29 protein-coding genes are annotated in these 25,085 nt (G+C 36.9%); 23 read left to right on the top strand and 6 right to left on the bottom strand.

All coding sequences use genetic code 11. The features are described 5' to 3' along the window. Positions 1-187: 187 nt before the first annotated feature. Together CLV96_RS19000 and CLV96_RS18995 are read right to left on the bottom strand one after the other, a co-directional pair. The gene (locus tag CLV96_RS19000) at positions 188-460 is read right to left on the bottom strand and encodes a hypothetical protein (RefSeq protein ID WP_004788092.1); all 273 of its coding nucleotides are present in this window, start codon (positions 458-460) and stop codon (positions 188-190) included. 156 nt (positions 461-616) lie between these two features. Next, positions 617-1,213: a hypothetical protein gene (locus tag CLV96_RS18995; RefSeq protein ID WP_004788238.1), complete on the bottom strand. Its 597-nt coding sequence runs from the start codon at positions 1,211-1,213 to the stop codon at positions 617-619. A gap of 89 nt (positions 1,214-1,302) precedes the next feature. Here CLV96_RS18995 and CLV96_RS18990 point away from each other — a divergent pair, with 89 nt between their 5' ends. From CLV96_RS18990 to CLV96_RS18980, 3 genes are all read left to right on the top strand, one after another. Further along, positions 1,303-3,327: a DUF2779 domain-containing protein gene (locus CLV96_RS18990; protein ID WP_051012808.1), complete on the top strand. Its 2,025-nt coding sequence runs from the start codon at positions 1,303-1,305 to the stop codon at positions 3,325-3,327. A 12-nt stretch (positions 3,328-3,339) separates the two neighbouring features. Then, on the top strand, positions 3,340-4,284 hold the full coding sequence (locus tag CLV96_RS18985; RefSeq protein ID WP_004788101.1) for an ADP-ribosylglycohydrolase family protein: 945 nt from the start codon (positions 3,340-3,342) through the stop codon (positions 4,282-4,284). Positions 4,285-4,388: 104 nt separating this feature from the next. Then, entirely contained in the window at positions 4,389-5,207 is an 819-nt protein-coding gene (locus CLV96_RS18980) for a hypothetical protein (protein WP_004788061.1), read from the top strand. Positions 5,208-5,221: 14 nt separating this feature from the next. On the opposite strand, the gene CLV96_RS18975 is transcribed toward CLV96_RS18980, so the two are convergent. Beyond that, entirely contained in the window at positions 5,222-6,319 is a 1,098-nt protein-coding gene (locus CLV96_RS18975; protein WP_004787967.1) for a WYL domain-containing protein, read from the bottom strand. 757 nt (positions 6,320-7,076) lie between these two features. Between CLV96_RS18975 and CLV96_RS18970 the strand changes: the two genes are divergently transcribed. The 17 genes from CLV96_RS18970 to CLV96_RS18890 all read left to right on the top strand — a co-directional run bounded on the left by CLV96_RS18970 (position 7,077) and on the right by CLV96_RS18890 (position 20,255). After that, positions 7,077-7,994: an arginase family protein gene (locus tag CLV96_RS18970; protein WP_004787856.1), complete on the top strand. Its 918-nt coding sequence runs from the start codon at positions 7,077-7,079 to the stop codon at positions 7,992-7,994. A gap of 133 nt (positions 7,995-8,127) precedes the next feature. Continuing rightward, positions 8,128-8,610, top strand: coding sequence for a hypothetical protein (locus tag CLV96_RS18965; RefSeq protein ID WP_004788223.1), 483 nt, complete (start codon positions 8,128-8,130; stop codon positions 8,608-8,610). 13 nt (positions 8,611-8,623) lie between these two features. Next, entirely contained in the window at positions 8,624-9,289 is a 666-nt protein-coding gene (locus tag CLV96_RS18960; protein WP_004788171.1) for a hypothetical protein, read from the top strand. 17 nt (positions 9,290-9,306) lie between these two features. Continuing rightward, positions 9,307-9,705, top strand: a complete 399-nt coding sequence (locus CLV96_RS18955) for a hypothetical protein (protein ID WP_004787925.1) — start codon at positions 9,307-9,309, stop codon at positions 9,703-9,705. 329 nt (positions 9,706-10,034) lie between these two features. After that, the gene (locus CLV96_RS19855) at positions 10,035-10,313 is read left to right on the top strand and encodes a hypothetical protein (protein WP_166669668.1); all 279 of its coding nucleotides are present in this window, start codon (positions 10,035-10,037) and stop codon (positions 10,311-10,313) included. A 21-nt stretch (positions 10,314-10,334) separates the two neighbouring features. Continuing rightward, positions 10,335-10,682 (top strand): hypothetical protein, encoded by a 348-nt coding sequence (locus tag CLV96_RS18950; protein WP_040917506.1) that lies wholly within the window; start codon positions 10,335-10,337, stop codon positions 10,680-10,682. 441 nt (positions 10,683-11,123) lie between these two features. Then, entirely contained in the window at positions 11,124-11,654 is a 531-nt protein-coding gene (locus CLV96_RS18940; RefSeq protein ID WP_004787904.1) for a helix-turn-helix domain-containing protein, read from the top strand. Positions 11,655-11,803: 149 nt separating this feature from the next. After that, the gene (locus CLV96_RS18935; RefSeq protein WP_004788098.1) at positions 11,804-12,136 is read left to right on the top strand and encodes a helix-turn-helix transcriptional regulator; all 333 of its coding nucleotides are present in this window, start codon (positions 11,804-11,806) and stop codon (positions 12,134-12,136) included. Next, entirely contained in the window at positions 12,126-13,385 is a 1,260-nt protein-coding gene (locus tag CLV96_RS18930) for a type II toxin-antitoxin system HipA family toxin (RefSeq protein ID WP_004788036.1), read from the top strand. The genes CLV96_RS18935 and CLV96_RS18930 overlap by 11 nt, the downstream gene beginning before the upstream one ends. A 63-nt stretch (positions 13,386-13,448) precedes the next feature. Beyond that, on the top strand, positions 13,449-14,588 hold the full coding sequence (locus CLV96_RS18925; RefSeq protein WP_040917505.1) for an ATP-binding protein: 1,140 nt from the start codon (positions 13,449-13,451) through the stop codon (positions 14,586-14,588). Positions 14,589-14,736: 148 nt separating this feature from the next. Further along, positions 14,737-15,114, top strand: coding sequence for a hypothetical protein (locus CLV96_RS18920; protein ID WP_004788015.1), 378 nt, complete (start codon positions 14,737-14,739; stop codon positions 15,112-15,114). A gap of 315 nt (positions 15,115-15,429) precedes the next feature. Then, positions 15,430-16,098, top strand: a complete 669-nt coding sequence (locus CLV96_RS18915) for a hypothetical protein (protein ID WP_004788132.1) — start codon at positions 15,430-15,432, stop codon at positions 16,096-16,098. Then, complete coding sequence (locus CLV96_RS18910) at positions 16,085-16,306, top strand: FliM/FliN family flagellar motor switch protein (protein ID WP_004788203.1); 222 nt, start codon at positions 16,085-16,087, stop codon at positions 16,304-16,306. The genes CLV96_RS18915 and CLV96_RS18910 overlap by 14 nt, the downstream gene beginning before the upstream one ends. Next, positions 16,296-16,913 (top strand): hypothetical protein, encoded by a 618-nt coding sequence (locus tag CLV96_RS18905; RefSeq protein WP_004788253.1) that lies wholly within the window; start codon positions 16,296-16,298, stop codon positions 16,911-16,913. Before CLV96_RS18910 ends, CLV96_RS18905 begins: the two co-directional genes overlap by 11 nt. Positions 16,914-16,928: 15 nt before the next feature. After that, on the top strand, positions 16,929-17,291 hold the full coding sequence (locus tag CLV96_RS18900; RefSeq protein WP_004788248.1) for a hypothetical protein: 363 nt from the start codon (positions 16,929-16,931) through the stop codon (positions 17,289-17,291). Further along, the gene (locus tag CLV96_RS18895) at positions 17,272-17,898 is read left to right on the top strand and encodes a metallophosphoesterase (RefSeq protein ID WP_081581572.1); all 627 of its coding nucleotides are present in this window, start codon (positions 17,272-17,274) and stop codon (positions 17,896-17,898) included. The genes CLV96_RS18900 and CLV96_RS18895 overlap by 20 nt, the downstream gene beginning before the upstream one ends. Before the next feature lie 119 nt (positions 17,899-18,017). Beyond that, on the top strand, positions 18,018-20,255 hold the full coding sequence (locus CLV96_RS18890; protein ID WP_134152077.1) for an AAA family ATPase: 2,238 nt from the start codon (positions 18,018-18,020) through the stop codon (positions 20,253-20,255). 147 nt (positions 20,256-20,402) lie between these two features. Here CLV96_RS18890 and CLV96_RS18885 read toward each other — a convergent pair whose 3' ends face one another. Continuing rightward, a complete protein-coding gene (locus CLV96_RS18885) occupies positions 20,403-21,275 on the bottom strand; it encodes a hypothetical protein (protein ID WP_243836551.1) in 873 nt (290 codons plus the stop codon). 594 nt (positions 21,276-21,869) lie between these two features. Beyond that, positions 21,870-22,256 (bottom strand): hypothetical protein, encoded by a 387-nt coding sequence (locus CLV96_RS18880; RefSeq protein WP_004788076.1) that lies wholly within the window; start codon positions 22,254-22,256, stop codon positions 21,870-21,872. A 232-nt stretch (positions 22,257-22,488) separates the two neighbouring features. Here CLV96_RS18880 and CLV96_RS18875 point away from each other — a divergent pair, with 232 nt between their 5' ends. From CLV96_RS18875 to CLV96_RS18865, 3 genes are read left to right on the top strand one after another with little or no spacing between them, the layout of a single operon-like run. Then, positions 22,489-22,713, top strand: a complete 225-nt coding sequence (locus CLV96_RS18875) for a helix-turn-helix transcriptional regulator (protein ID WP_004787996.1) — start codon at positions 22,489-22,491, stop codon at positions 22,711-22,713. Next, entirely contained in the window at positions 22,703-23,026 is a 324-nt protein-coding gene (locus CLV96_RS18870; RefSeq protein ID WP_004787884.1) for a HipA N-terminal domain-containing protein, read from the top strand. The genes CLV96_RS18875 and CLV96_RS18870 overlap by 11 nt, the downstream gene beginning before the upstream one ends. After that, positions 23,023-23,952, top strand: a complete 930-nt coding sequence (locus tag CLV96_RS18865; RefSeq protein ID WP_004788135.1) for a HipA domain-containing protein — start codon at positions 23,023-23,025, stop codon at positions 23,950-23,952. Before CLV96_RS18870 ends, CLV96_RS18865 begins: the two co-directional genes overlap by 4 nt. A 284-nt stretch (positions 23,953-24,236) precedes the next feature. On the opposite strand, the gene CLV96_RS18860 is transcribed toward CLV96_RS18865, so the two are convergent. Continuing rightward, a partial coding sequence (locus tag CLV96_RS18860) for an integrase core domain-containing protein (protein ID WP_134152074.1) occupies positions 24,237-25,085 on the bottom strand: 849 nt, incomplete at its 5' end.

The raw sequence follows: 25,085 nt of genomic DNA, 5'->3' as shown, positions 1-25,085 counted from the left end.
TGGATTGATTCTATTTCTTTGCAAGGATTATGTCTCATTGGTTTCTGAAGATTCACTATCTACCAAGTCACAAAGGTAACACCAAACCACCCACATGGGTGACAATGGATGGAGTAGGGGAGGGGGATTGCCATCTGATTAAGAACAATGAGTTCTTCTTGAAAACAATCCATAAGATACTTTTAACCTACGAATTAGAATCCAAATTCGCAATCTTCCAAAGGATTAAATCTAATAATTTAATATCGGAATAGGCATTGGTTTTAGCATGGGAAGATTGAGTTTCTTGTTTGAAAATCTCTCTTAAGATTTGAATCTGATTTGGGTATTCAAAGATAAACCTTTGGTAGATGGTAGCAATACAGAAAAATGCAAACAGGAAACTTTCTTTTTCAAATCCTGATTGTACTCGAAATTTTGTATAATCCTCTAAATTTTTTGTAATGATCGTTTGGCTCATTTGGTTCTCCTTTGGCTAAGAATACGTAAACCTAATTTCATGATCTTTCATTTGTAATTGGGGAATCGATGTCTGAATTTTGTGCAAAAAATCCATTTGCACCGGTTCTTTCAAACCTTACATTCTCATCCAATTTCCTTTCGATTTCGGAAAAGTTTATTCCGCGATGAATTGATTTTGTAAGAAGCAGAGATCCCAAGCAGAGTAGGGGGCTTCTCCGGTTACATGTTGGTAGTTTTCCATAGAACTGTACAGATAAAAATGATAGGATAAAAGATCGGACGGTCTATATTCGGATCCTTGTAAGTAGAATTGCAAGTTTTGTCTTTTTTGAGAGATAGGTGTTCTAGAAAATTCATGGGATCCGTTGTCAAAGAATGCCCTCGTATTTCCGCCTAAATTTTCAAATAGAAAGGAATGCAAAGCCCTAGACTTTCGTTTGTCTTTCCATTTTAGGAATCTTGTTTTAGCAGATTCAAATTCGCTAACCGACTTTGGCAATAGGATCCTTAAAATGGAAAAATCCATATACAAACCAATCACAATCATAAAATCCAAATGGTTTATCTTTCTTTGGAACCTTTCTTCAAAGTCAAATCGAAAGTTTCGAAGTTCCATCGACGGGTATATCTTATGATCAAAGATCGAGTGGAGTTGTTGTAATTTTGTCTCCATCGGCATCACAAAAAAGTCGTTGGACGGGGTGAATAGGGAAGGAAAAAAAGTGATGTAGTTCAGGCGTAAATCATTCATGCCAAAGATCCTATCTAGGTTAAGACCTACTTTCGGAAGGAAAATTTCCGAATGACAACCAAATAAAGGTTACATTATTATCCATGAAGATGTCCAAACCAACTAAAACACGTTATCTTACCAAATCTAGATTCCAGTTAGCCGGCCAATGTCCAACAAAATTATACTACACCAGCAATCCCGAATATGCCAACCAAAGTTTGAATGATAGTTTTTTGGAAAACTTAGCGGAAGGTGGTTACCAGGTAGGTGAATTGGCAAAATTATACGAATCGGATGCCAATAGTTTTGAAATCGAGGGTTTGGAGATTGAGTCTGCCGTTAAGGAAACAGAAGAGTTTTTAAAAAGAGACGAGGTCACTCTTTTTGAGGCGGCCATTCGGTATGAGAATCTTCTCATACGCGCAGACATACTAAAGAAGAAAGGAAATCGAATCGAGCTCATTGAAGTAAAAGCAAAGTCTTTTCGTGGCATAGATGAAACAGCATTTCTGAATGCAAAAGGAGACAAACTCAATTCTGAGTTTAAATCGTATCTTGAAGATGTAGCCTTTCAAACCTATGTTTTGAAAAAGGCCTATCCTCAATTTCAAGTTCGATCATATCTTATGATGGCCGATAAAACTGCCCGTGCTTCTGTGAATGGCCTGAACCAAATTTTTAAAGTCGTTGAAGTAAAGGGACGGAAACAAATTGAAGTGAATGATTCGCTTTTGAAAACCAATGGATTAGGCGATCCGGATCTCACAAAGGTTTCGGTGGATGGTGCCATTGCTAAAATCTATGAGGAAGAAGGGATGGCTGAATATGAAAAACGAATCCAAACACTTGCTTCTAGTTATGCAAATGGCACAAAGATCCAACCAATACTTTCCACAGCATGTAAGGCTTGTGAATTCTATTGTAACGATGTGGATAAACTTGCAGGTAAAAAAGATGGATTTCTGGAATGTTGGACGGAAACTATTGGTGTCACACCAGAGGCATTGAAAAAACCACTCGTTTTTGAATTATGGAATTCGAAAAACTCAGGGAGGTATTTAAGTGAATCAAAATACTTTTTAAAAGATTTATCGGAAGAGGATTTGAACGTGAATCCGAGTGAAGATGATACTCTATCCACTTCTGAAAGGCAATTGTTACAATTAAAGAAAGTTTTAGATAACGACTCTTCTGTTTATTTGAACACAGTTGGTTTACGATTTGAAATGGAACGTTGGAAGTTCCCTCTTCATTTTATCGACTTTGAAACGTCTACAGTTGCCATTCCTTTTTACCAGGGGATGTATCCTTATGAAGAAGTTGCCTTCCAATTTTCTCACCATGTAGTAAACCAAGATGGATCCGTCGAACACAAAGGACAGTATCTGTTGGCAGAACCAGGTGTGTTTCCCAATTTTGAATTTGTCCGTCATTTGAAAAAAGAATTAGAAAATGATTCGGGTTCTATCTTTCGGTATTCCAATCATGAGAATACAATTCTCAATCGTATCATCGAACAACTTGCAGAGTCAGATGAACCAGACAAACAATCTTTGATTGATTGGATCAAAACCATCACGCATTCCGTTGGAAAAGCGGCAAATCCTTGGGCGGGCGATCGTGATATGATCGATCTATGTGAGGTGGTAAAAAAATATCACTTTGATCCAAGAACGAAAGGTTCCAATTCCATCAAAGCAGTTCTACCAGCCATATTGAATGCGTCATCTTACTTACAAGATAAGTATAGCAAACCAATTTACGGAAATGAAATCAAAAGTTTAAATTTCCAAAACAAAGTTTGGTTGGAGTTAGATCCAACTACTGGTGAAGCAAAAAATCCTTATGACCAACTTCCAGATTTGTTTGAGGGGGCCGAACTTTCTGAATCCGAACTTAGTTTGGCCAATCAAAAAAAGTTAGAACGTCTGAGTGATGGTGGGGCCGCCATGACTGCGTTTGCTTTTTTACAATTTGCCGATTGTTCGCCTCGTGTCCGCGAGAAAATCAAAGAAGCTCTTCTCAAGTATTGTGAATTAGATACACTTGCAATGGTGTTTATCTACCAATACTACCGTTCTGAAATCAATTTGGGTCACCATAAAGATACACCCGATTTCCTTCGTGGATAAAGAAAATAAGTGATGAAAGAAAATCAATTGGACCAAATCACTTCTGGAATTTTAGGTTTTGTCGTTGGGGATGCCTTAGGTGTCCCCGTTGAATTTTTATCACGCGAAACTTTGAAGAAACATCCAGTGCAATCAATGATTGGATTTGGAACCCATCACCAACCTCCAGGCACTTGGTCAGATGACAGTTCACTAATGTTTTGTTTGTTGGAAACATTGGTCCAAGGGCTTGATCTCAGAAAGCTTGGCAATCGATTCGTGAATTGGTTGGACATCGGGTATTGGACTCCCTATGGAAAAGCGTTCGATGTGGGTGTTGGGACAAGAAAGGCCATTGATCGTTTGCGAGATCATTCGATCCATCCTACGCATGCCGGAGGTGCAACAGAAAAAGACAATGGGAATGGTGCTACTATGCGTATCCTTCCTCTTTGTTATCTATTAGCGGATAAACCTTTAGAAGAAAGAACTAAGGTAGTTTCAGAAGTTTCCTCTTTAACACACCAACATGTGCGGAGTTTGATTGGATCCACATATTTCATTGAACTTTGCATTGCAGTTTATAAAGGGCATTCCATTCCAGAAAGCATTCGAATCGCTCAGGAAAATACTAAACTTGTTTTTGGAAACGAAAGAGAATTGAGTCATTACAATCTCTTATTATGCGATCCATCCATCATTCGCACAGTTCCTCAAGTTGACATACGTTCCTCCGGTTATGTGGTTCATACGTTAGAAGCTTGTGTTTGGACCCTTTTACAAACTCAATCCTATCGAGAGGCAGTGCTTTTGGCTGTGAACTTGGGTGATGATACTGATACCATTGGTGCAATCACCGGTGGGCTTGCCGGGATCCATTATGGAATCGAAGCCATTCCAAAAGAATGGATTGATGCCTTAGCCAGAAAAAAAGAAATTTTGGAACTCATCCAAACATTCCGCGATTCTCTTCAATAATTTTGAGCAAATTTGTATTTTAAATCGTTTCGGAAATACTTCTTCCGAAACAAAGCAAAACAATTGTTATCATAAAACACATTCAACTATAAGGAAGGTGTTATATGATTCAAATGGAAAAAATTGAAGAATTTGTATCAAAAGTGGCTCGTGTCTTAGGAATGTTTTTTATGCTCCTCTTGGTTTTGGTATTAGGATGGAATTTACTCGCTTATACTTACCATCTGGTTCGGCCGATTTTCAATCAGAAGTATCCAAAGACAGAATTTAAAATCCAAGACTTCAAAAGAACCATTCCCTCATCAGCCGAGGCAAGCGAAGTGGATTCTAAACGAGAAGTGACTCTCTCTGAGAAATTGGCAATTTCTGTTTTGAATGAAATCAAAAAAGATTTTGAAACAACTTTAGCCAATGTTGTGAGACAAAAAGGGATAGGTCTTGTCCGTGCTCAAATCAGTGAAGAATTGAAAAGTTTACCCTATGCAGAGTTAAATGAAAGTGTTGAGGCAGTGATCCAAGATACAACTCCAAAGTATTGGCAGATCTTCTTTGAAAAATCAAAAGAACGAATCGCAAATGATTTGGATTATCAATTTTCTGAGGATTCCTTCAAAGAAGATGCAGCGGAAAAACTAATCAGCTATTTGAAAGAATCGATGAAAAACGGATATTCTCCATATTCACTTTACAACTACCAAAACGAAGAAGTCGATTTTCTAACCGATCTTAGACAAAGTAAAGTGTACAAACGATTCTTTGAAGTTTACTCCAATGGAAAATCGGAACTTGATTCCAAAAATGCCCAAGACGAGTTTTTCACAAACACTAGGCTAATTGTCTTAGGATCGATTTTACTCCTACTGCCATTTCTGGGAGTTCTCTTCTCCATCATGAGGATCGAAAAACACTTAGCAAAACGGTAATGTCAGTTTGCTTTCTATTTCCTTTTTGGCTTCCCCTTTGTGGGGGAGTCCTTTTTGGAAGTTTTGCTTTCTTTTGTATCCGATGTTTCCGAATAAAATGCAGTTAAACTCTTTAACTTATTTTGGAAAGCAGTCACAGCCTCAATAGGGCCAATTAACTTTGCATAGGTGTGATAATTGAACAAAAGATCAAAGATTTGGTATTCATTATGGGTTTTGATTTCAACTGTGACTGAGTTGGTTTTTGGATCTTCCTCTTTCACTTGCGAAGGGAGATTGGTGAAATGTAAAAAATGATCCAAATTGTTTTTTGCCATTCGAATCGTATAGGTAACTTCTTTCTTTTGGAACTTAGCATACGGGTTATTGGTTAAATAATCGATTAAATCAAAATTGGGTAATTTGTCATCTTTATGAAAGGATGAGATCAAATCGGTATAAAAATTGAGTTTAGGTTTTTGGATCCGGCTTAGGAGAAATGACTTTGTTAACTTGTCTCGGGTATCATAGGCAATGAGTCCCAAGTTTCCATCAATCAATGCGATCTCTCTTGGATATACCCTTCGAGATTCGGATCGAAAGCTCATTAGCTTCTTATATTGAAATTCCAAAACAAAATTAAATTTGATCGCATAACGTACGGCAATGAGGAAAGTGGGAAGTGCAATTTTATCATTCCAATTCTTTAATACGATTTGCAGAGCATCATCACTTGTGGAATGGGCATAGGATTTGAGAATCATGGCCGACATGGCAAAAATTTTAGAAAGGTCCGTCTCTTCGAGATTACAGGTTTTCGATTGGAAGAAAATCGAAACTTGGAATTGTTTTTCAACTTCATTTAAGTAGTTGGAAAACCGTTTGCGAAACACTTCTTGTTCCGATGTTTTTTTCTCAGGATCTTCTTCTTTGATTTCCAGGTCTCCGTTTTTCCATGCTTCAGGAGATGCATCGATTTGGTGAATTTCATCTAAGCGAGTGTAAAGGTCACCAACATTCACGAGTTCATTGTGTTGGTTTTTTGATTTTTCCTTTAGATACCATTCTCTTCCTAAGAGTAGGACTTCGAGTCCTTTTTGCAATTGTTCTTCTTTCGTAAGATTTTTAGCCATTTCTCGTCGAGTGGAACATTTGGAACATCATTTGCAATCGAATTCTCATCTTACTTTTGTCCCACCACCGAATTTTTGCTAGGTCATCCATTTGAATCACCTAACAAATGTTCGGAATAAGGTCGACTTAAAGTAAAAAAAATTGAATTTCGAATTTGAGTTTAGCTATATCACACTTGGAATGGAATTTTTAGTTCGTCCCAGATTTTTTCCAAATTTTAGCAAAGGAGAGGTTGTTCAGTGATTTTAGTGGAGGGGGCTAGGTTGGAATCTACTTACTAGGGTGGTGACAAATTTGTAAAGGTTGGCTAAGTGGCGAACAAAGTGAGTTTTCTTCATATGGAAATGCCTGCTTGAAAAGGATCTAAAAGTTCATCATAGAACCCTTAAATTTCGCATTAGGATCAATTTCTAGCCTATTCGAATCTTAAAATAGTGATCTAGTCGCCGATTGGGCCTTCAAAAGCTAAAATTTCAAATTTAAGCGCACTATATATTAAGTTATTATATTCCTTTTTAATATTATGGGCGACAAAAATGTCGTAGGTCAGGTGACAAAAATGTCGTATCCCCCCCGACAAAAATGTCGTAGGTGGGGCGACAAAAATGTCAGGGGTCTTGTGGTAAAAAATAGGACAATTTGGACGAAAGCTCTAGTTTTCTGAGCTATTGATTTTCTTTCTGAAGGCTTCGAAATGATTCAAGAACGGAAACAAAATCTCCGAAAGCCATGAGCTCCTCTTGATAGAGTTTCTACATGATTCAAACCTATTATCACAAAGAAATGTCACCTAACGAATGCATTGGTTATTCCATGAGTCCCCAAAAACCAAAGATGTTCATGGATCTAATCCAAGAGTTAGGCTATGCAAATTACTTTCCCATCAAAGATGATTGGTCCCCGTTCTCCATAGAGGAATTTCTCATCGCGCATCACAAATCCTATGTGGATGCATTTTTTCATGGTACACAGCCATTGGCATCTTCCAATGGATTTGAATGGAGTATAGAATTGGCAAGTTCCGTGTGTTATACGAATGCTTCTTTATACCATGCGATCCGAGATAGTTTTCTTATGGATTGGGTAACATTCAGTCCTACATCTGGTTTTCATCATGCAAAGCCAAAATCAGGGAGTGCATTTTGTACCTTTTCAGGACAAGTGATTGCTTCAGTTAAATTGTATCGAGAGTTAGATTTGAAAGGGGTATACATTGATTTAGACGGACATTTCGGAAATTCCATTGAAGATTCAAAATCGTTTGTTCTCGATGTCATCCAGGCAATTCCTTATAATATCAATCCAGGCGGAAGGCATGATTCCTATCTAAGAGATGCAAAACAACAATTTGAATCTGTAATGGAAGACATAGACAAAAATAAAATCCATTATATTGTATTTTGTTCGGGTGCTGATTCACTCATTGATGATGATTTAGGTGGGAGTTTGTCGATAGAAGAGTGGTTGCATCTCAAACAATGGATGTATCAAAAACTGGTTCCTTATGATAAGGACCTGAAGAAATTTCCGACGACCATAAGCTTGTTTGGTGGCTATCGCAAGGATCACTACCGATCTGTGCTTGATGCTCACTTAATGGATCTACTGTTGTGTTTGAAGATTCGATTTGGAATAGATGTTCCTTATGTGTCGGAGTATCGGAAGAAGGGTTAGGGGGGATGAAGTTTCGTAATACTATAAATGATTTTCTAAAGAAGCTTGCATTAGAAAATAAATATTAAAAATTTTGACGATCATGATCCCCGTTTCTTAGCTTAGAATTGATTTTGGAACAAACGAGAAATATATGGGCAACACGACCAGACTTATTAAAATTGAACAAGTATTGCGTGAACGTTTTCTGAAAGAATATGGAATTACATCCCTGAATACTCGAGAACTTTTGGGAACAAAGCCCGATGTGATCGGTGAAAAAGGAGGGACTTTAATTTTAGGTGAAATTACTGTTTCTGGTTTTAAGTCAAATAATGGAAATAAATTTCATATCGGAGGTGCAAGGAAACTTTCGGAAGCATTTTTAAAACTATTTATATTGAAAGAAAGGCTTTCAGAGATCAACAAGGTACTTTCCCGAGATTTTAAGAAAGTAGAAATCTGTTTCATCTATCCAAAAAACACAGGTTTTATGGAAGCATTAGGATATCGGGAATATATATTTTCGTTAGGTGTATTAAAAAAATGTCCAATTGAAATTGATTCAGAAAGCATTGAAACGATTAGCGAAGTTTTAAAACATGCAAGCGAAGAGATGAAGAACGACAAAAACTAAAGGAATGTTTTTAATGGTAAACATATACAAAGGCAATTTAATCCCTTTACTCCTATTATCTTTATCATTCCTCCTATGTTCCTCTCCACCGAACAAAGAGAATGAAGTTGAAGTTTTAAACAGTTCCGACTACGGCTATCTTCGTTTCAATAATAACCTCAATGAAGGAGTCGTGGTGATCCAAACAAAAATTTTCAAAGATATAACGGAATGCCATGGGGATAACAACTGTTCGGGAGAGGATCATATCAAGCAAGTTGCGAACCTTCGTCCTATCAATCCTTCCTTTGCGGTTCCCTTAAACATTGGTGAGTATTTTGCCATTTCGAAACTCAGATACAGTGAAATGTCATATTTTGACTGCCGGAAAAGTGAAGTAACAATTTATCACGGCTTTCGATTCAAAGAAGTCTATGATCCAAACCATCCGTCCGATCTATACTCGAAGGATACTTGTGAATACCTTGAGCGAAACAAATTTGTGTGTCCTACTATTCAAATTTCAAATAAAGGGATACATGAGATAACAATTTCAAAAGTAAAAGAGAGAGGTAGATCTTTATCCATGGCTCATCTGTTAGATGCTAATATTGTATTTTCTACATTCAATTTTTTGTTTTGTGGGCCGGTATCTAGAGAGATTGATTTTTTGGAGCTGAGGAGTAATGGATACCCTTAGTTGGATATTCAAAAAATTTGGCCGGATCGGAAGCGTACCAAAGCAAAGATTCAACAAAAGCTTTTGAGCTTCCATTTGGATTTGTGAATGATACCAATTCACCAAGTGATCCTGGATTTATCAGAGATCGTTGGTGCGTGGCATTTTCCAATTGGTCCTTATTGAAAGCAAATCTAGGAGATGCGGTTCCTGACTTTGACCAATTCATAAAGGATTGTGCTAAAAACAATCTTATCAATAAAAGTGATATGACAGTGAATACCGAAGCAGTTGTTAATTATTATTCTCACGGATTGGGTAAATTTAAAAGGCCTGAATTGACATTCGCCCAAAATGATACCAATGTAGACATGCGCATGGAAAGGGAGAGGGTATACCAGGAGCTGGGCGATAAATTATTAAAGGATAAACCCTAGGTGATTACATTGCGAGTGAAAGAAGATATAAACTTGAATGGACACACCATAAGTTTACATCGCAATGCACCTGATGTTAATGGGAAAGTTACTAATACATTCGTGGATACTGGCAATTCGAAGATGAATGGAACTTTATTTGATCTCGAGAATCCATTGAAAACTGGACTAGGTAGTAATAGAACTACATATGTATATCGAGATCAACTTCCAAGACGATTTGATTATATAAAATGAAGAGAAAGTTACCCGTGAAATTAATTTTGATTTTTAGTTTGTTCTGGTTCTCATGTCAATCTTCCAAGATTAGTAACTCCTCAAAGGCTGATGTGAATGACGAATTAGTTACTAGAAAAATTAGGCTTACACCAGACAAACCAGATAGTGACTTAGTTACTCTGGTAGTTCACAAATCAAGTAACGTAAAAAATTTTTCTATAAGTGATGTTTGCGTTAAATTTAAGATTAAATCTCTTGGCATACATAGCGAAGAATTTGATGATTTATTCTTTAGAAATATACGCCAGTGCGATTGGTCGAATTTAGAGGAAGTGGCTATATCAAGCAATAAAGTTGACTTAAAATTGATTTGTTCATATTTTAAATAAGCTAATCAGATCAAGAAGAGTTTGCTATTCCAAAGTAGAAAATTAGTTCAAGATTTATTTTTTTGTAGGTCTTTTGAGACTGGAATTACTAACTTAGGTTTGTATGAAATTCAGTTTAACAGTGAGTTTACTTTTTGTGATACTTTACGCAATTTTTCAAGCATTCGTCTTTTAAGTGTTTTAAAAGCGAAAGATGGAAAAAAGGAACTTGATTGCATTTTAGATCTTCCAAACTTAAACTACTTATCTTTGCAAAATTGGAAAGGTGCTAGCACTTCTGATTTTCGTGAACTTGTGAAAAAATACGAGCTCAAATACAAACGAAAATTACAGGCCGACTTAGAAGACCAAATGGGTTATGAAAGATAAAAATGAAGTTTCTTCATTGGCAGTCTTAAAAAGCAATTTAGACGATGCTGTTCCTGATTTCGATAAATTCATAAAAGATAGTGTGGATAACAATTAAATCAATAATCTAAAATATTTCGTAACCAAGAAAAAATTCTTGTACTTTTTCACATTCCATTGTTTCCTTGAATTGTCTTAGGTGAAGATCCAAAAAGACGCGATTCCCCCTCGAGTTTGCCCTCTTGGGGGACCTTTCTCCTTCCCCCGAAATCTCTAAAATTATGTCTCATTGTGGTTGACAAAATCCTGCGTTTGGATTTAGGTTTTACTGTCCGGTAATAGGCATTTGTCGGATGAGGTAGGCAAAGACCTCGGATCACTTCACCTAACTTGATCCCCCGCCACAAAAAGAAAGTTAAATGGTTTGGCCGAAGGCGTGTCTAGGCAAACCGAAGGGACAATATGAGACAAGGAATTTGGATCCCTGCTCGAATAGAGAGTAGGAGGGACCTTTCCATTGCTGAGAAGGTGATTCTTTCTGAAATTGAAAGTTTTACTTCGAGTGGAAAGTGTTTTGCATCAAACGAACATTTTGCGAACCTTCTGGGTTTGAAGCCAGATACAGTTTCGCGTATGATCTCCAGACTGAAAAAACGAGGTTTTGTCGTTCAAACAGGGTTTGACGGCCGAAGACGCTTCTTATCTCTGGGGTCTGCTTTGGATGACAGTACGAAGCTAATAGAAGAGACGATTGTCCATTCACAAGCCAGCGCAATGGTTTTTTCCCTTCCAGCCTTGGATGAAACAACAACTCCTCTACAGAAGAATTCAAAGATTGGTACAAAGGATTTGTACACGGGGATGTTAAACAAATTTCCGGAAGCTACGAGAAAGGCCGTGGAACGAGTATTATTTGAAGGAGAGGTCCCAACTTCGAAGCACTTGGCAAGGATTGTGAATTCGATTACCACAGTGGTTGTTGGAGATGGGTGAGGGAGTTTCATATTTTCAGAAAGTTTCAGCTGATAGTTTCTTTGTAGAAATTGAAAAATCTGAAATATGTTATAAAAATGACCAATAAAATGGTCGTAATCATCTTTAATGAGTATTAAAATGGTCAATAATACGGAATTGAATGCATCATGAAGATCACAAGAACCTATTCTCGATTGGCAAAAGAAGCCGGTGCATTTCTCGGAAAGGAAATCCAACTGGCACGGAAAGAAAAGGCCTGGTCGGAACAAACACTTGCTGAACGCATTGGAATCTCTCGGACTACGTTACAAAAAATAGAAGCAGGGGATATGACAGTGGCAATTGGATTGGCCTTGGAAGCGGCCGTCATCCTTGGAATACCACTCTTTGCAAGTGAGAGTCCAACATTATCTCAATCCATTCAAACTGCGTCAGACAAATTGACATTGATGCCAAAACGCATTCGAACCAAAACGAAGAAGGTAAAAGATGACTTCTAAAGAAGCTTATGTTTGGATTTGGTTGGATGGGAAAGTGGAGCCCATTGTTTGTGGAAGGATCGAAGAAGAAAATGGTTATTACTATTTCAATTATGGTAGAAGTTATTTAGAGAAAGCAAAAGACAATGCAAATCTTTATTCAATCTATGAAGCAGAATTACCACTCATAGAAGGTAGACTTCCCTTATTAAACAATCTTAAGATGCCAAATGCCATTCGAGATGCATCTCCAGATGCATGGGGAAGGCGAGTGATCCTAAACAAAGTTTCTGGTTCAAAGGCGAAAGACAAAGACACGGGTGACCTAAGTGAGTTGTTATATCTTTTAGAATCAGGATCCGATCGAATAGGGGCACTTGACTTTCAAGAATCACCGACACAATACGTGCCAAGAAAATCTACAAATATTTCCTTAGAAGAACTGTTAGATTCATCAGAAAAAGTAGAAAAGGGAATCCCTTTGAATCAGGAGTTAGACTTTGCACTCCTCCATGGAACATCCATCGGTGGTGCGAGACCCAAAGCATTGGTAGAAGAAAAAGAAACTAAGTATGTGGCTAAGTTTGCATCCACCGCTGACTACTATCATGTTGTGAAAGCTGAATACATTTCTATGCGCTTGGCTAAGCTAGTTGGAATCGATGTCGCCGATGTCAAACTTACAAAAGCGGCCAAAAAGGATGTTCTTCTCATCAAACGATTTGATCGCATCCGAAAGAAAGATGGATGGACGAGGAAACGAATTGTATCGGCTCTCACGCTTTTGGGACTCGATGAGATGTTAGCGCGTTATGCCAGTTATGAAACACTATGTGAAATTATCCGGCACCGATTTGTTTCTCCCAAGGAAACATTGGAAGAACTTTACAAAAGATTGGTCTTCAATATTCTTTCCGGGAATACAGATGACCATGCAAGAAACCATGCTGCCTTTTGGAATGGCAATTCACTCAGTTTGACACCAGCCTACGATATTTGCCCTCAGGCAAGATCGGGTAACGAAGCAACGCAGGCCATGCTCATCACTGGCGAAGATAGAAGGAGCCAAATCCAAGTCTGTTTACAAGCGAGAAATCAGTTCCTTCTTTCGAAACAAAAAGCGACTGAGATAGTAAAACACCAAATTCAAACGATTGAAAAAAAATGGAAATCGGTTTGTGAAGAAGCAGAGTTAAGCCAAGTCGATCGAAACCTACTTTGGAAACGGCAATTTCTAAATCCGTTTTCATTGGAGGGAGTGAAGAGGTAGGGTAGATAAAAATGAGTAGTTTAATATTGACTTTAAAACACTCATGAGTAGTTTAAAGTTAATATGAAAAAACTCAGGTACCTGCACCCCCATTTACAGGACATATTAAATCGAAAAATGTTGTTTATTGGAGGTCCTAGGCAAGTTGGGAAAACAACGCTTGCGCTACAATTCTTGAAACCACCTTCCATTAAAAATCCCGGTTATTTGAATTGGGATCGAAACAGCGATAAGGTTTTGATTTTGAAAGACCAACTTCCTTTAAGTCAGAGCAAAACAATTGTTTTAGACGAAATCCACAAATATAGCAAATGGCGAAATCTGATAAAAGGCTTATATGATAAGCATTTTGAGGAAAATCGATTTATAGTAACAGGCTCAGCAAGACTTGATACATTTCGAAAAGGCGGTGACTCGCTTCTCGGAAGATATCGTTATTTTCGATTACATCCATTTTCTGTCACGGAGATGAGTAAAAATCCAAATCAATCCGACTTAGATTTGCTTATGAAGTTTGGAGGATTTCCAAAGCCCTTATTTTTGCAAAATGAAAACGAACATCGGATTTGGCAGAATGACCGTATGGTTAAGGTCGCTTCTGAAGATATTCGCGATTTAGAAAATATAAAAGATATCTCTTCACTTTTGTTACTCTCTGAAATTTTACCAACAAGAGTTGGATCTCCACTTTCCTTGAAAAGCTTAGCGGAGGATTTGTCTGTTTCTCAACCTACGGTAGAAAGATGGGTGGAGGCTCTTTCTTCACTTTATTATTGTTTTACGATAGCTCCGTATGGAACTCCGAAAATTAGGGCAGTGAAAAAGTTGAAAAAGTTATATATGTGGGATTGGTCCCAAGTGGAAGAAAACGGGTTTCGCTTTGAAAATCTCGTCGCAAGCCATTTACTCAAGTATTGCCATTTCATTACGGACACTCAAGGCTTCCCTATGGAGGTCAGATATTTACGAGATACAGATGGAAGGGAAATTGATTTTGTCGTTCTAAAAAACAAGGTTCCAATCTTTGCAGTAGAATGCAAAACAGGTGATAAAATTTTAAGTCGGCATATTGAATATTTCAGAGCAAGAACTAAAATTCCAGAGTTTTATCAAGTGCACCTTGGGAAGAATGATTTTGGTTCAAGTGCAAGTGGAAGAGTCATTCCCTTTATTAAATTTTGTAAGGAACTTGGGCTAGTCTAAACTGTCAGTCTAGAAATATCTTCGTTCTGTATCATCGGAAAAAGAATTTCCGAACAAACCATCTTGATCGTGTTAGATTCAATGCTGTTCAAATGTTGGAAAAGATTCCAACATGAAAACAAATCTAGAAATTTAAAGAGGAATTTGAATGAAAGCATTGAAACTATATGGCGGTATTTTTGGATCCGTCATCATTTTACCAACATCGGCAATTGTCTTATTTGGTTTTGCAATGGGATCTATGTTCAACCAAACGGCAAGTATTAGCACTGGTTTAATCTTATCGGCTCTTACCTTACTTGGTGCCTTTGCTGTTCCGCCGTTGACAATTTTGAATGTAATCAATCCTAACAATAGCCAATCCTTATCGGCATCTCTGATCGTACTCGCAGTGGGAGTGATTTCTACCATTTCATTGGTCTATACGATCATTGATTCAGGATTCAATAAAGTTGCCTTGGTGATTTTGGTATCTGCTCTACTCATCTTAGCAAGCGGGTATTTACAAATCACAAGAAAGGAATAAACATACTTCAATCGAATGGAGGCCGAGATGCCTTCATTCGCTTAGATTTTTCCAAGTTCTCTTCGATTTCAAGGATATACATTCAATCATATAATCATCAACATTCAATTCAAGCTTCGCTTATGAGAATTTACCTTCTGTATGGTGCAAGTTGGTTCCAGAAGATTCAGATTAAATCTCGCATCAAGTATTTGCGAAAAATATTTTTAGAGGAATATAAAAATGGTTGACAAAAGTCTATTGATGTTATACTGGCGATGGATTTAAAAAATCAGTTCTTTAGGATATAACAATGAAGTAGAAAGGAGGTAAGCTATGCACCAAAACACAAATCAGTTGGGACCAATTGTTTACAATTGGAAGAAACCACTCCGATTGTTACGAGAAGAGATAGAAATCATCAAAAGTGCATTTGATGCAATACTAGTCGCAATGGAAAGAAACATGCAAAGAGTCACATCCTTTCCTGTTTCCATCGAAATGTCAGAACCACCAAAAATTCTTACCTTTGGCGATCTACCAGATTCTACAAAGTTACAATTCCTATTTTGGTCCGCAAGGTTAGAAAGAAAAGAGGAAACGTTTGCGATGCTCTGGGATGAAACATCCATCACTCCTCTTTTATATGGAGTACTTGGAGGTTCTTTGGCAAATGCAAAACATAGAATCAATCGGAAGGAAAACCAAATCACAAATATTGAGATTGGAATCCTATTCGATTTGATCATGGATTGTTTTATGAAACCAATCATCAATGGTTTTTCAATGTATCATCCTAATCTCAAACCAAGGATCGATACAATTGAACCGGAAACACGTGAATCGTTGCAGTTGTTTCCAGAAAACGAAATCTGCATGATTTTTCCTCTCGTTATCAAATGGAAGGTAGGTTCTAGTGATCTGTTTCTAGGTCATTGTATATTTATTTTTTCTCAAACTTTTTTAAGAAAATTTCATTGGAGGGGCGGGAATGGCAAAATTTAGTGATGTAGAATTAGATGTAACAGTTGTTTTAGGAAGAGGAAAAATTCCTCTATCAACCCTTGAATCTGCCTCTATTGACACGGTATTAGAGTTAGATACCGAATACATTGAACCTGTTTTGATTCTCGTGAATGGAATCCCAAAGTTTGAGGGAGAGGTAGTGACCATTGGAAATAAATTTGGAGTGAAAATCACAAATGAATGTTAAATTGAAGTTATTCGATGAACTCTTTAAAGAAAAAGTTTTGCATCCCACTACAGACTTTGATCAAAAACTATTTCTATTATTTGAAGAGTTTACTGAAGAAGAAAAGATCATCGCTTTGAACGGCCGGCCCGAACGATCAATCATTGAATTTTTACAAGTATGGTATGATGGCATTCTCATCGAACTAGATTCAAATGAGCTTAAAAATCTCCAAACCATCGAGGATAGCAATCGAACTCGGTGTATTGGTGGCCGAGCTAAAGCTTTTCGCTTTATTCGATCTTCACTATCAGAATCGATTAGCAATCGTTTCCATGAAATACCGATTCGAATCAAAACGGAAGAGGAACTCTATCCAAGTTTCCTTCAATTAAATTACTTTCCCATCGAAGGTGTGATTCATCTTCTGAAGAAAGAAGATCCTCAAACCGTTTCGGTAGTACTCGATACGATAAAAAGAAACGAACTGACAAGGAATCTATATGAAAAATTGAATCCTGTCTTTGAAGGTAAATTGTTCGAGATTCAAAGAGTTGTCCAAAAATCAATCATTCGCGAAATCGAACGAGTTTTGGAACGAAAACTATATATGATGCATGAAAATTAAAATAGGAAGGTGTTAATGATGAAAAATATAATCACAAGTTCTGGTTTTTTGGGTGCTGTCAAATGGAATGGAAAATGGTTTTCGGACCAAGAAAAGGAATTCTCTCGCCTGATTCTTCCTATGAGTACTGATACGAGCTCATTCGATCAATGCAATTCACTTAAGTGGACGAATGTATCATTTCACAAATCTCATCAAGAAAACGATGTAATCTTTAACGGAAAAAGTAATGCCTACGAACTTTTGGATCGTAGTTCGATGAAAATTCCCAATGAGATACAAGATAGAAAGGTTTTATGGGCTTATCGAAAGGGAAAGATTTCATTTCTGAATTATGGAACGTTAAGGGAGGTTACCAATTTCACTCTTCCCGAATGAAACAAACGATATCAATGAAAACTGGATTGCCATTGGGGACATACACGCTTCTGCAAAATCCTTACATGAGATACTTAGGCAAGCGGAGGCATACCCCACACATAGATTGATTTTTCTCGGAGATTATTTTGACTATGGCCAAGAATTATCAGAAGTATTGGATACCTTTCTTTCCCTCAATCGAATCACAACCTTTCTTATGGGGAATCATGAATTTGAATTCTTAAATTTCAATCATCGATATGGAAAAGATGATAGAAAGCAAATGAAAATTCTCAATCACTTCCAGATCGGAATGGATCATCTCCATTGGATTCAAAATGAGCTCATTTTCTCTTATGAAAATCACTCTGCATTCTTTAGTCATGCAGGCATTGATGATCGTAAAAATCTAAAGGAACAATCTCAAAATGATTTATTGTATTCTGGTTTTAGAGAAAATCTGGACCATGTAACAAAGAAATACATCATACAAGGACATATTCCAGGAAAGACAATTCGAAAGTATGGGAATCACATTTTTGTCGATACTGGTTGTGGCATCGGGGGAAAACTTTCTGCTTTCGTTTATCCGGAAGTGAAAGTGTTATCCTCTAGCTTAGATTGAATTCCAAATCAAATGATTCAATCAAATTTGATTCAATAAAACTTTTTCTTCTCGGAAGAACTTATTCCGAATTCGAATCCCAAAACCAGTATCCTTTCCCTATAGAAAGGAGATGGAAAATGCCCAAACGAAAGATAAAAGAATCTCTATTTGATTCTTCAGAAAAAGAACACATCCAATTACTTCATCACTTTATCATAAAAATAATCAGTAATTTTGATTCCTTTGGTAAAAATAGAACGGAACCACTTTTTGACATGTATGACTTACATGCAAAGAAGGCTCTTGTTGATACCGTCTTCAAACCAGATGAAAAAAAATTGAAAGCAATGAATAACGAGGATGAAGACCACTATAGACGTCGAAAATCTCGTTATTGGGATGAAACTTATCATTGCACTCAAGGCACAGAATATCTATCCGAAGAATTGGAAAATGATACCAATACTTTTTGTAAACGATTTCCGAATGGCAGAAAACAGATCTTTCGTTTATTAAAATTAGAAAGCATACGAATCAAATCGGATTTCCATTTATACGATTCCAAATTGTATCGAAAGATTCAAAATACCTTCCAAATACTTGGGATCTCAGAAAATTATATAGAATTCATTTTATTCTTATTCATTCGAATGGAGTTTTCTAGTTTTGATGATTGGATTAGCCGTTCTTTAAATTCCAATATTTTACAATTAATTGCAAAAAGGGTAACTGGACTTGGTCGCTCTGAATACGTTCAAATGATCCATGCGGAAACAAAATTAATCAAGTTTGGAGTTATATCTCGTTCACATGAAAAAGATGACCCGGTGGAGATTAGGGATTCTTTTTTTCATTTTCTAACAGATGATTCACAAGAAACATACGGATTGAATTATTTAAATCGAATCAATGAAGAAACCCATCCAATTTCTTCCTTTATTTTCTCTAAGAAGGATGTATCTCGTTTGGTATCCTTGTTACAAGATGAAGGGCCTTGTAAGATCTTATTTTATGGTTCCCCCGGAGCTGGAAAAACGGAATTTGCAAAGAGTTTAGTTTCTGAAGTGAAACGAAATCTTTATAAAATCAACAATCACAAAGCAGAAGATATCGAAGAAAAAAGAACTGCCCTGATTGTTGGAACCACACTCTCTAAAGAATCCAAAAGTGTTTTATTATTTGATGAAGCCGATGACATTCTGAATGAAGGAGGAGGAGGTAACAACTACCATAACGAAAAGGTTCCTGAGAAAAAAATTTGGATGAATGAATTTTTAGACCAAATGAATGGGAAACTCATCATCATCACCAATGAATCTGACACCATCCATGAATCGGTTCTTCGTCGATTTGACTATAGCATCGAATTCTTTCCTGCTGAACCGAAACAAAGGTTGTATTATTGGAATCGAATTTTGGAGATCGAAAAGGTTAAAAACAGATTGTCTTTAGAACAAATTGAAAGTCTTGCACATACCTATCCTGCGGGAGTAGGAGGGATTTCCACCGTTGTCAAAGCGGCCAAAAAGATTTGCAGTCAGTCATCAAATGATCATTTCCTTTCTGTGATTAAAGATGTGATGAACAAACACACACATTTAACAAAAGGTAAGATTCAAAAACCACTTTTGTCTGCTACTCCTTATGATCCTACAATCCTACATGTAGATGCAAATCTAATGGATTTAGAGAAGTTAATAGAAGAGTTTCAAAACAAATGGGACGATTCAGAAGAATCAAACTTGGGTTCCTTATGCTTATTGTTTTATGGCAAACCAGGAACTGGAAAAACGGAATATGTTAGGTATTTAGCAAAGAAACACGATCTTGAGTTAATTCAGAAACGTGGATCCGATTTACAAAGTCCTTATGTTGGCGTCACAGAGAAACTCATCGCACGTGCGTTCCAACAAGCGGAAATGAAAAAATCCATTTTCTTTTTGGATGAAGCAGATAGTTTTTTTAGAAGTCGAGACCTCGCAAGTCGTTCCTGGGAAATTTCACAAACCAATGAGTTTCTTACCTGGATGGAAACCTTCAAAGGAATCTTTATCGCATCAACTAACTTTGTGAAAGACTTTGATCCAGCGGCTATGCGAAGATTTGCATGGAAAGGGGAATTCAAACCATTAAGGAGAGAAGATAAAGTTTTGATTGTAATGAAATACTTCCCACTACTCAAAGAAACATTTACCTTTCTAGAGAAAGAAACGATTAAAGACATACCTGAACTCACTGTGGGCGATATACGCGCTGTCTGGAACCGATTTCGATTTCGAGGACCAAACGAAATTTCAACGGAGGAAGTGATTACAAGTCTTCAGTCAGAAGTGTCTTTCAAATCAAACACGAATATAAAGTCGATTGGATTTTAATCACTTCTGATTTAGAATCGTCAGCATTTTCAGCACCTAATCTCGATTAGGAAGTAAAATCCATCTCTAAATTTCGACAAAACCGACTCCTTTACTGTCGAATTTTTCGAATTTGTCGAATTTTTACACCAAATACAGCAAAGAGATTCAGTTCACAGGGATTGAATTTCTAGTGGTGCTGCATTGGTTCCAAACGATTTGATCATGGGAATTCCTGTCTGAAACTGGAATGCTACTGAGAATCGGTTCTTTCGTTTGGTAAGGGTTAGAACTTTTCTTTTTTTTCTTTTGTTCCTTAGGGAAACTGAATGTTTCAAAAGGAGGAATAAACGTTCTTAAATAATAAGGCATAGACTTTCGTTTATGGATCCAGTGCAACATGCAAATGACGCGATGGAATAATTCAGAGTTGAGTTCTGTTTCAGGGAATCTGCGATAAATCCTCTTCATGAGGCGTTTGCTCCTTTTGTGGTCAGGTTCTGATACAAATCCAAAGGAAGACAAATCCCAATCAAGTTTATCCAGTTCTTGGCCATGTTCAGGTGATTCTTCTCGTCCGCAGTATCCAAAGTATGCAACACCATCTCCTTTTATTTTCTGCATCCAAAGCTTATTTGGCTTCCTTCTAGGACCATTTTCTTTAGGCCGATTGAACAATGATTTTGCTAATTCTTCTCTTAGTTTCCTTTTAAAGTTTCTCACTTCTCCTTTCGGGATTAAAACATAACCATGGAGGTGAGGATTGTATTGCCCATCGATTCCATTGCCTTCAAAGGTCATGATTGGTATTTCTAATCCTTGCATTCTATTTCTGTAGATTTTTGAATTCATATAATATAAGGTTCTATCGAGAGCCACTTTTAATTCCTTCATATCAGCTTCTTTATCACCTCTCTTTACTGTGAATGCATATCCCATGTATCCAATCTTGCTATATACCTCATGATTTTTCTTATTGTATTTCTTAAGACAATTCCAAGTGACTCTGTTCGTGATTCGTTTTACATGTCTTATGTTCATTGATTCTTTTCCGTACTGTCTCCGAAGTTTATTCCATCTCACTTCACAGATATTGCCTATCCTGTTCCTCTTAAACCTTTCTTCCGCTAATTCTTGTAGACATAGCTCGACCATATACGGCCCTCCTGCTTTTAAAATTTCGAAAGTCCGACAAAAGCTCCCGTAGGATTATAAATCATCGCACTTTCTGGGGTTTTCAAAAGGAGGTCTTTTAGGTCGCCAAGTGATCACCTTGACTAAATTCTATAAAGAAATCGAATATCGGAGAACCGATATCGCATATTTATTGAATTTTTTTTACTCTTGCTGTACGAAAAATTTTTTAAGAATCTCATATTTTTAAGTTCAGAAAATGGGGTCTTAAAAATGTGGTAATTGATATTATTATAATAAACTTATGTAATTTGATTCCATGCTGCTGCATTTGATGCATTTAGTATTGGATTCTGTCAGATGGATTTTTTTATTTCCGGGGTTCTTCCGAGTATATACTCGGAGAAACCCCCACTTACGATAACGCATATTATGTGCTGCAATTGCTGCAACTACAATAGATCTCCTGAAAAGGAATCAGGGAATCTGAAAAGAGTGAGTCTATTGAATGACTTGGATCCTCGAATCTTCATTATTTTGTGAAGTGGAGATCTTCTCTTCATTTCCTGCTTGGCGTAGCATCTCGTGAATGCGAATGGATTTTTGGATCTCCATTTTAACTTTATCAAGTGCCTTTTTGAATTTTGGATCATTCTTGGACCATTGGGTAATGATCGTATGATTCCTTTTTATTATCAATGCTGCCTCACGATAGCTTTTCCCTTCACTTATAAAGTGTAGAGCATTCTGTTTTTCGGCTGATAGTTCAGGGAAAAGGATCTGAAAGCTATCTTTTCTTTTATGCAATGCCTGGATAATCATCACAGCACTTTGAATTTGCTCTTGAGTCAGAATACTCTCTTCTTTTGTTTCTAATAGATTTATCATATCTATTCTCCTTCAATTTCTTACCTAGATTTTATAAAGTTTTCGAATATCGGAGAACTCATTTTGCGATTTTTCGAATTTTTATGAAAAAAATGTAAAATTGCTTCGGTTTTTTTTATAATTCTCCTTATTGTACCCTTTAGGGTATAATCATCCGTTGGCAATATGGAATATACCCGATCGGGACTATTTTGCTTTACTTCTTAATTTTTATACCCGATAAGGTACATATATGGAACTAGATCATTTATCTGATTTTGTCAAAAAGGAACGAAAAAAGAATTCATTAACTCAGGAAGATCTAGCTCGCATGACAGGCGTTGGCTTACGATTTATTAGAGAATTAGAACAAGGAAAGCCATCACTAAGAATGGACAAAGTGAATCAGGTATTAGAAGCCTTCGGTGCGAAACTGGTTCCAAAACCAAAATCAAAAGGTAGCGAATATGAATCGTAAGGGAAACGTTTTCTACAGAGATATTTTTGCAGGAGAGATATTCGAGAATGAAAATGGCTATGTATTCCAATACAACGAAAGTTTCCTAAATAATGAAGCCTATCCTGCGATTAGTTTTACTTTGCCAAAACAAAAAGAACCATACCAATCAAAAACTCTTTTTCCATTTTTTGATGGTTTAATCCCTGAAGGTTGGTTGCTTAACCTCACACAAAACATTTGGAAACTTAATAAAAAAGATCGGTTTGGTATCCTACTGACAGTATGTGAAGATTGTATTGGTGCAGTCAGTGTAATAGGGGAAAGAAAATGAAATTTTGCCTCCTATGTGCGAAACAGAGTGAAGATGACTATCATTCTCATTGCAGCAAACTTTTGTTTGGGAAAAATAAAATTCCAGAAATTGATATCGATATTAAGTCTATTCGTGAGTTGGCAAAACAAAACATTGAATCAAGGATGACAGTTACTGGAGCTCAATCAAAAATATCTCTTGATCTCGATACCTCTAATCCTAAATCAACAAGACTCACTATCCTCGGAATGAAAGGAGATTTCATTCTAAAACCTCCCTCAGAAGAGTTTACGAATCTTCCAGAAAATGAACATCTTACCATGTTACTTGCAAAAGAATTCTCTTTTCCCGTAGCAACATCTTCCTTGATTCGATTAAAATCAGGAGAACTGGCTTATATCACCAAACGATTCGACCGTGAGAAGAATATAAAAATTGCTCAAGAAGATTTTTGCCAATTAACCGAAAGATTAACTGAAGATAAATACAAAGGATCTTATGAATCGATTGGCCGGTGGATCAAACAGAACACAACTTCTCCAGGAATTGATTTAGTTCGATTCTTCGAAATGATCGTATTCTCATTTCTTACAGGCAATTCGGATATGCATTTGAAGAACTTTTCCATCCAAACTGATATTGAAGGTAGAATCAAGTTAGCACCAGCCTATGATTTGTTGGCAGTAAAATTATTTTTTCCCGAAGACAATGAAGATTTAGCTCTCACATTGAATGGTAAGAAAAATAAAATCAATCTAGCAGATATTAAAACTTTTGGGAAGTCGATCCATCTTTCAGAACTAGTGGTTGATAGAACTCTCTTACAAATCCAGTCAAAGTTACCTTTGCTTGTTGAAAAAGTAAAACTGTATCCATTTTGGAAATTTGGTACGAAGAAGTATGTTGAAATGATACAAAAGCGAGCGAAGAAGCTAGGTTGGTAGAAAGGGGGACATCTTATGTCCGAAATACCCTAATGTAAACTAAGTAAGAATTCATAAGCAACCTTAATTGTTTCAGCTAAAATTTAGTCTATATGAACCATAAACTGGTCGAATGAGTTTCAAAGACTTTGGAATCGTTTTGATTCGTTCGGAAGTGGTTTTCATTATTAGAATAACGGATATTAAATAAAATGCCAGGTGATATGCAACTTCCTATAATATATATTATGTCGCATAACAAACGCTATTTGATGTATAGAAAGGCACATCGGTAACACATTAGATTACTCACATGGGTTACACTCTGATTCATCAATTCTATACAAAAGCTTCTGGTATTTCAACACTTTACTCGTATACAAATCTAAAATTCCAAGAATTGCGTTCGCAAAATAAAGGCGACAATGTCTGTCTGAGATCTCTTCAAATCCAACTACCTCTCCAATGAAGGGATTTCCAAAGAAGACTCGATGGGGCCCGTACTGCGCAAATCCACTTTCGTGAACTTTATCAGTAACGATATGAGTTGGATATGCAACCTCTAAGATCTTTTTGGGAAACTCGCGAATGGACCTTTTGTATTCTTTAGCTGGAGTTAGAAACCCTAATGCTTCATGAGGTCGAACATAATTGAACTCATATCGAAAGTTATCAAAGGAAATTTGTTGAGCTTCAAGGCTTGACCTTGGTGGCAAAGCAGTTTCTTCTTTAAGAGTTCGATGCATCCGTTCATGACGTCCATTCTGAGATGGTTTCCCAGGTTGGATCCGTTCCGGTCGAATCCCTAGTTTCAACCACCAAATAGAAAGACTTGTGAGGCCACCAATCGCCTTACTTGCAAATGGCGCACCATTGTCCGACTTAATAGCAACTGGAAGTCCATATTCTATAAAAACCCTTTCAAAGACGGCTTTTGTTTGCTCGACATTCGTTTTGCTTAAGATTTCGCAGGCAAGTAGATAACGACTATGAGCATCGGTTATCGTCAATGGATCACAACGATGCCCGTTTCCTACGGTAAAATGGCCTTTAAAGTCAACACACCAAACATCATTAGGAGCAACAACATCAGAAAATGGAAAGAGAGATTGTGGAACTCTCGGTCGTTTCTTCTTTGGTTTGATAAGTCCTTT

Source organism: Leptospira meyeri, assembly GCF_004368965.1.
In the GTDB taxonomy this organism is placed as follows: domain Bacteria; phylum Spirochaetota; class Leptospiria; order Leptospirales; family Leptospiraceae; genus Leptospira_A; species Leptospira_A meyeri.
Note: the sequence above shows the minus strand (reverse complement) of the source record. Positions and strands in the feature narration are given on the sequence as shown.

What these genes read in the sequence shown, in the direction of transcription:
- CLV96_RS19000 (WP_004788092.1), bottom strand. Translation starts at nt 460, where the DNA reads ATGAGCCAAACGATCATTACAAAAAATTTAGAGGATTATACAAAATTT.
- CLV96_RS18995 (WP_004788238.1), bottom strand. Translation starts at nt 1,213, where the DNA reads ATGAATGATTTACGCCTGAACTACATCACTTTTTTTCCTTCCCTATTC.
- CLV96_RS18990 (WP_051012808.1), top strand. Translation starts at nt 1,303, where the DNA reads ATGTCCAAACCAACTAAAACACGTTATCTTACCAAATCTAGATTCCAG.
- CLV96_RS18985 (WP_004788101.1), top strand. Translation starts at nt 3,340, where the DNA reads ATGAAAGAAAATCAATTGGACCAAATCACTTCTGGAATTTTAGGTTTT.
- CLV96_RS18980 (WP_004788061.1), top strand. Translation starts at nt 4,389, where the DNA reads ATGATTCAAATGGAAAAAATTGAAGAATTTGTATCAAAAGTGGCTCGT.
- CLV96_RS18975 (WP_004787967.1), bottom strand. Translation starts at nt 6,319, where the DNA reads ATGGCTAAAAATCTTACGAAAGAAGAACAATTGCAAAAAGGACTCGAA.
- CLV96_RS18970 (WP_004787856.1), top strand. Translation starts at nt 7,077, where the DNA reads ATGATTCAAACCTATTATCACAAAGAAATGTCACCTAACGAATGCATT.
- CLV96_RS18965 (WP_004788223.1), top strand. Translation starts at nt 8,128, where the DNA reads ATGGGCAACACGACCAGACTTATTAAAATTGAACAAGTATTGCGTGAA.
- CLV96_RS18960 (WP_004788171.1), top strand. Translation starts at nt 8,624, where the DNA reads ATGGTAAACATATACAAAGGCAATTTAATCCCTTTACTCCTATTATCT.
- CLV96_RS18940 (WP_004787904.1), top strand. Translation starts at nt 11,124, where the DNA reads ATGAGACAAGGAATTTGGATCCCTGCTCGAATAGAGAGTAGGAGGGAC.
- CLV96_RS18935 (WP_004788098.1), top strand. Translation starts at nt 11,804, where the DNA reads ATGAAGATCACAAGAACCTATTCTCGATTGGCAAAAGAAGCCGGTGCA.
- CLV96_RS18930 (WP_004788036.1), top strand. Translation starts at nt 12,126, where the DNA reads ATGACTTCTAAAGAAGCTTATGTTTGGATTTGGTTGGATGGGAAAGTG.
- CLV96_RS18925 (WP_040917505.1), top strand. Translation starts at nt 13,449, where the DNA reads ATGAAAAAACTCAGGTACCTGCACCCCCATTTACAGGACATATTAAAT.
- CLV96_RS18920 (WP_004788015.1), top strand. Translation starts at nt 14,737, where the DNA reads ATGAAAGCATTGAAACTATATGGCGGTATTTTTGGATCCGTCATCATT.
- CLV96_RS18915 (WP_004788132.1), top strand. Translation starts at nt 15,430, where the DNA reads ATGCACCAAAACACAAATCAGTTGGGACCAATTGTTTACAATTGGAAG.
- CLV96_RS18910 (WP_004788203.1), top strand. Translation starts at nt 16,085, where the DNA reads ATGGCAAAATTTAGTGATGTAGAATTAGATGTAACAGTTGTTTTAGGA.
- CLV96_RS18905 (WP_004788253.1), top strand. Translation starts at nt 16,296, where the DNA reads ATGAATGTTAAATTGAAGTTATTCGATGAACTCTTTAAAGAAAAAGTT.
- CLV96_RS18900 (WP_004788248.1), top strand. Translation starts at nt 16,929, where the DNA reads ATGATGAAAAATATAATCACAAGTTCTGGTTTTTTGGGTGCTGTCAAA.
- CLV96_RS18890 (WP_134152077.1), top strand. Translation starts at nt 18,018, where the DNA reads ATGCCCAAACGAAAGATAAAAGAATCTCTATTTGATTCTTCAGAAAAA.
- CLV96_RS18885 (WP_243836551.1), bottom strand. Translation starts at nt 21,275, where the DNA reads ATGAACATAAGACATGTAAAACGAATCACGAACAGAGTCACTTGGAAT.
- CLV96_RS18880 (WP_004788076.1), bottom strand. Translation starts at nt 22,256, where the DNA reads ATGATAAATCTATTAGAAACAAAAGAAGAGAGTATTCTGACTCAAGAG.
- CLV96_RS18875 (WP_004787996.1), top strand. Translation starts at nt 22,489, where the DNA reads ATGGAACTAGATCATTTATCTGATTTTGTCAAAAAGGAACGAAAAAAG.
- CLV96_RS18870 (WP_004787884.1), top strand. Translation starts at nt 22,703, where the DNA reads ATGAATCGTAAGGGAAACGTTTTCTACAGAGATATTTTTGCAGGAGAG.
- CLV96_RS18865 (WP_004788135.1), top strand. Translation starts at nt 23,023, where the DNA reads ATGAAATTTTGCCTCCTATGTGCGAAACAGAGTGAAGATGACTATCAT.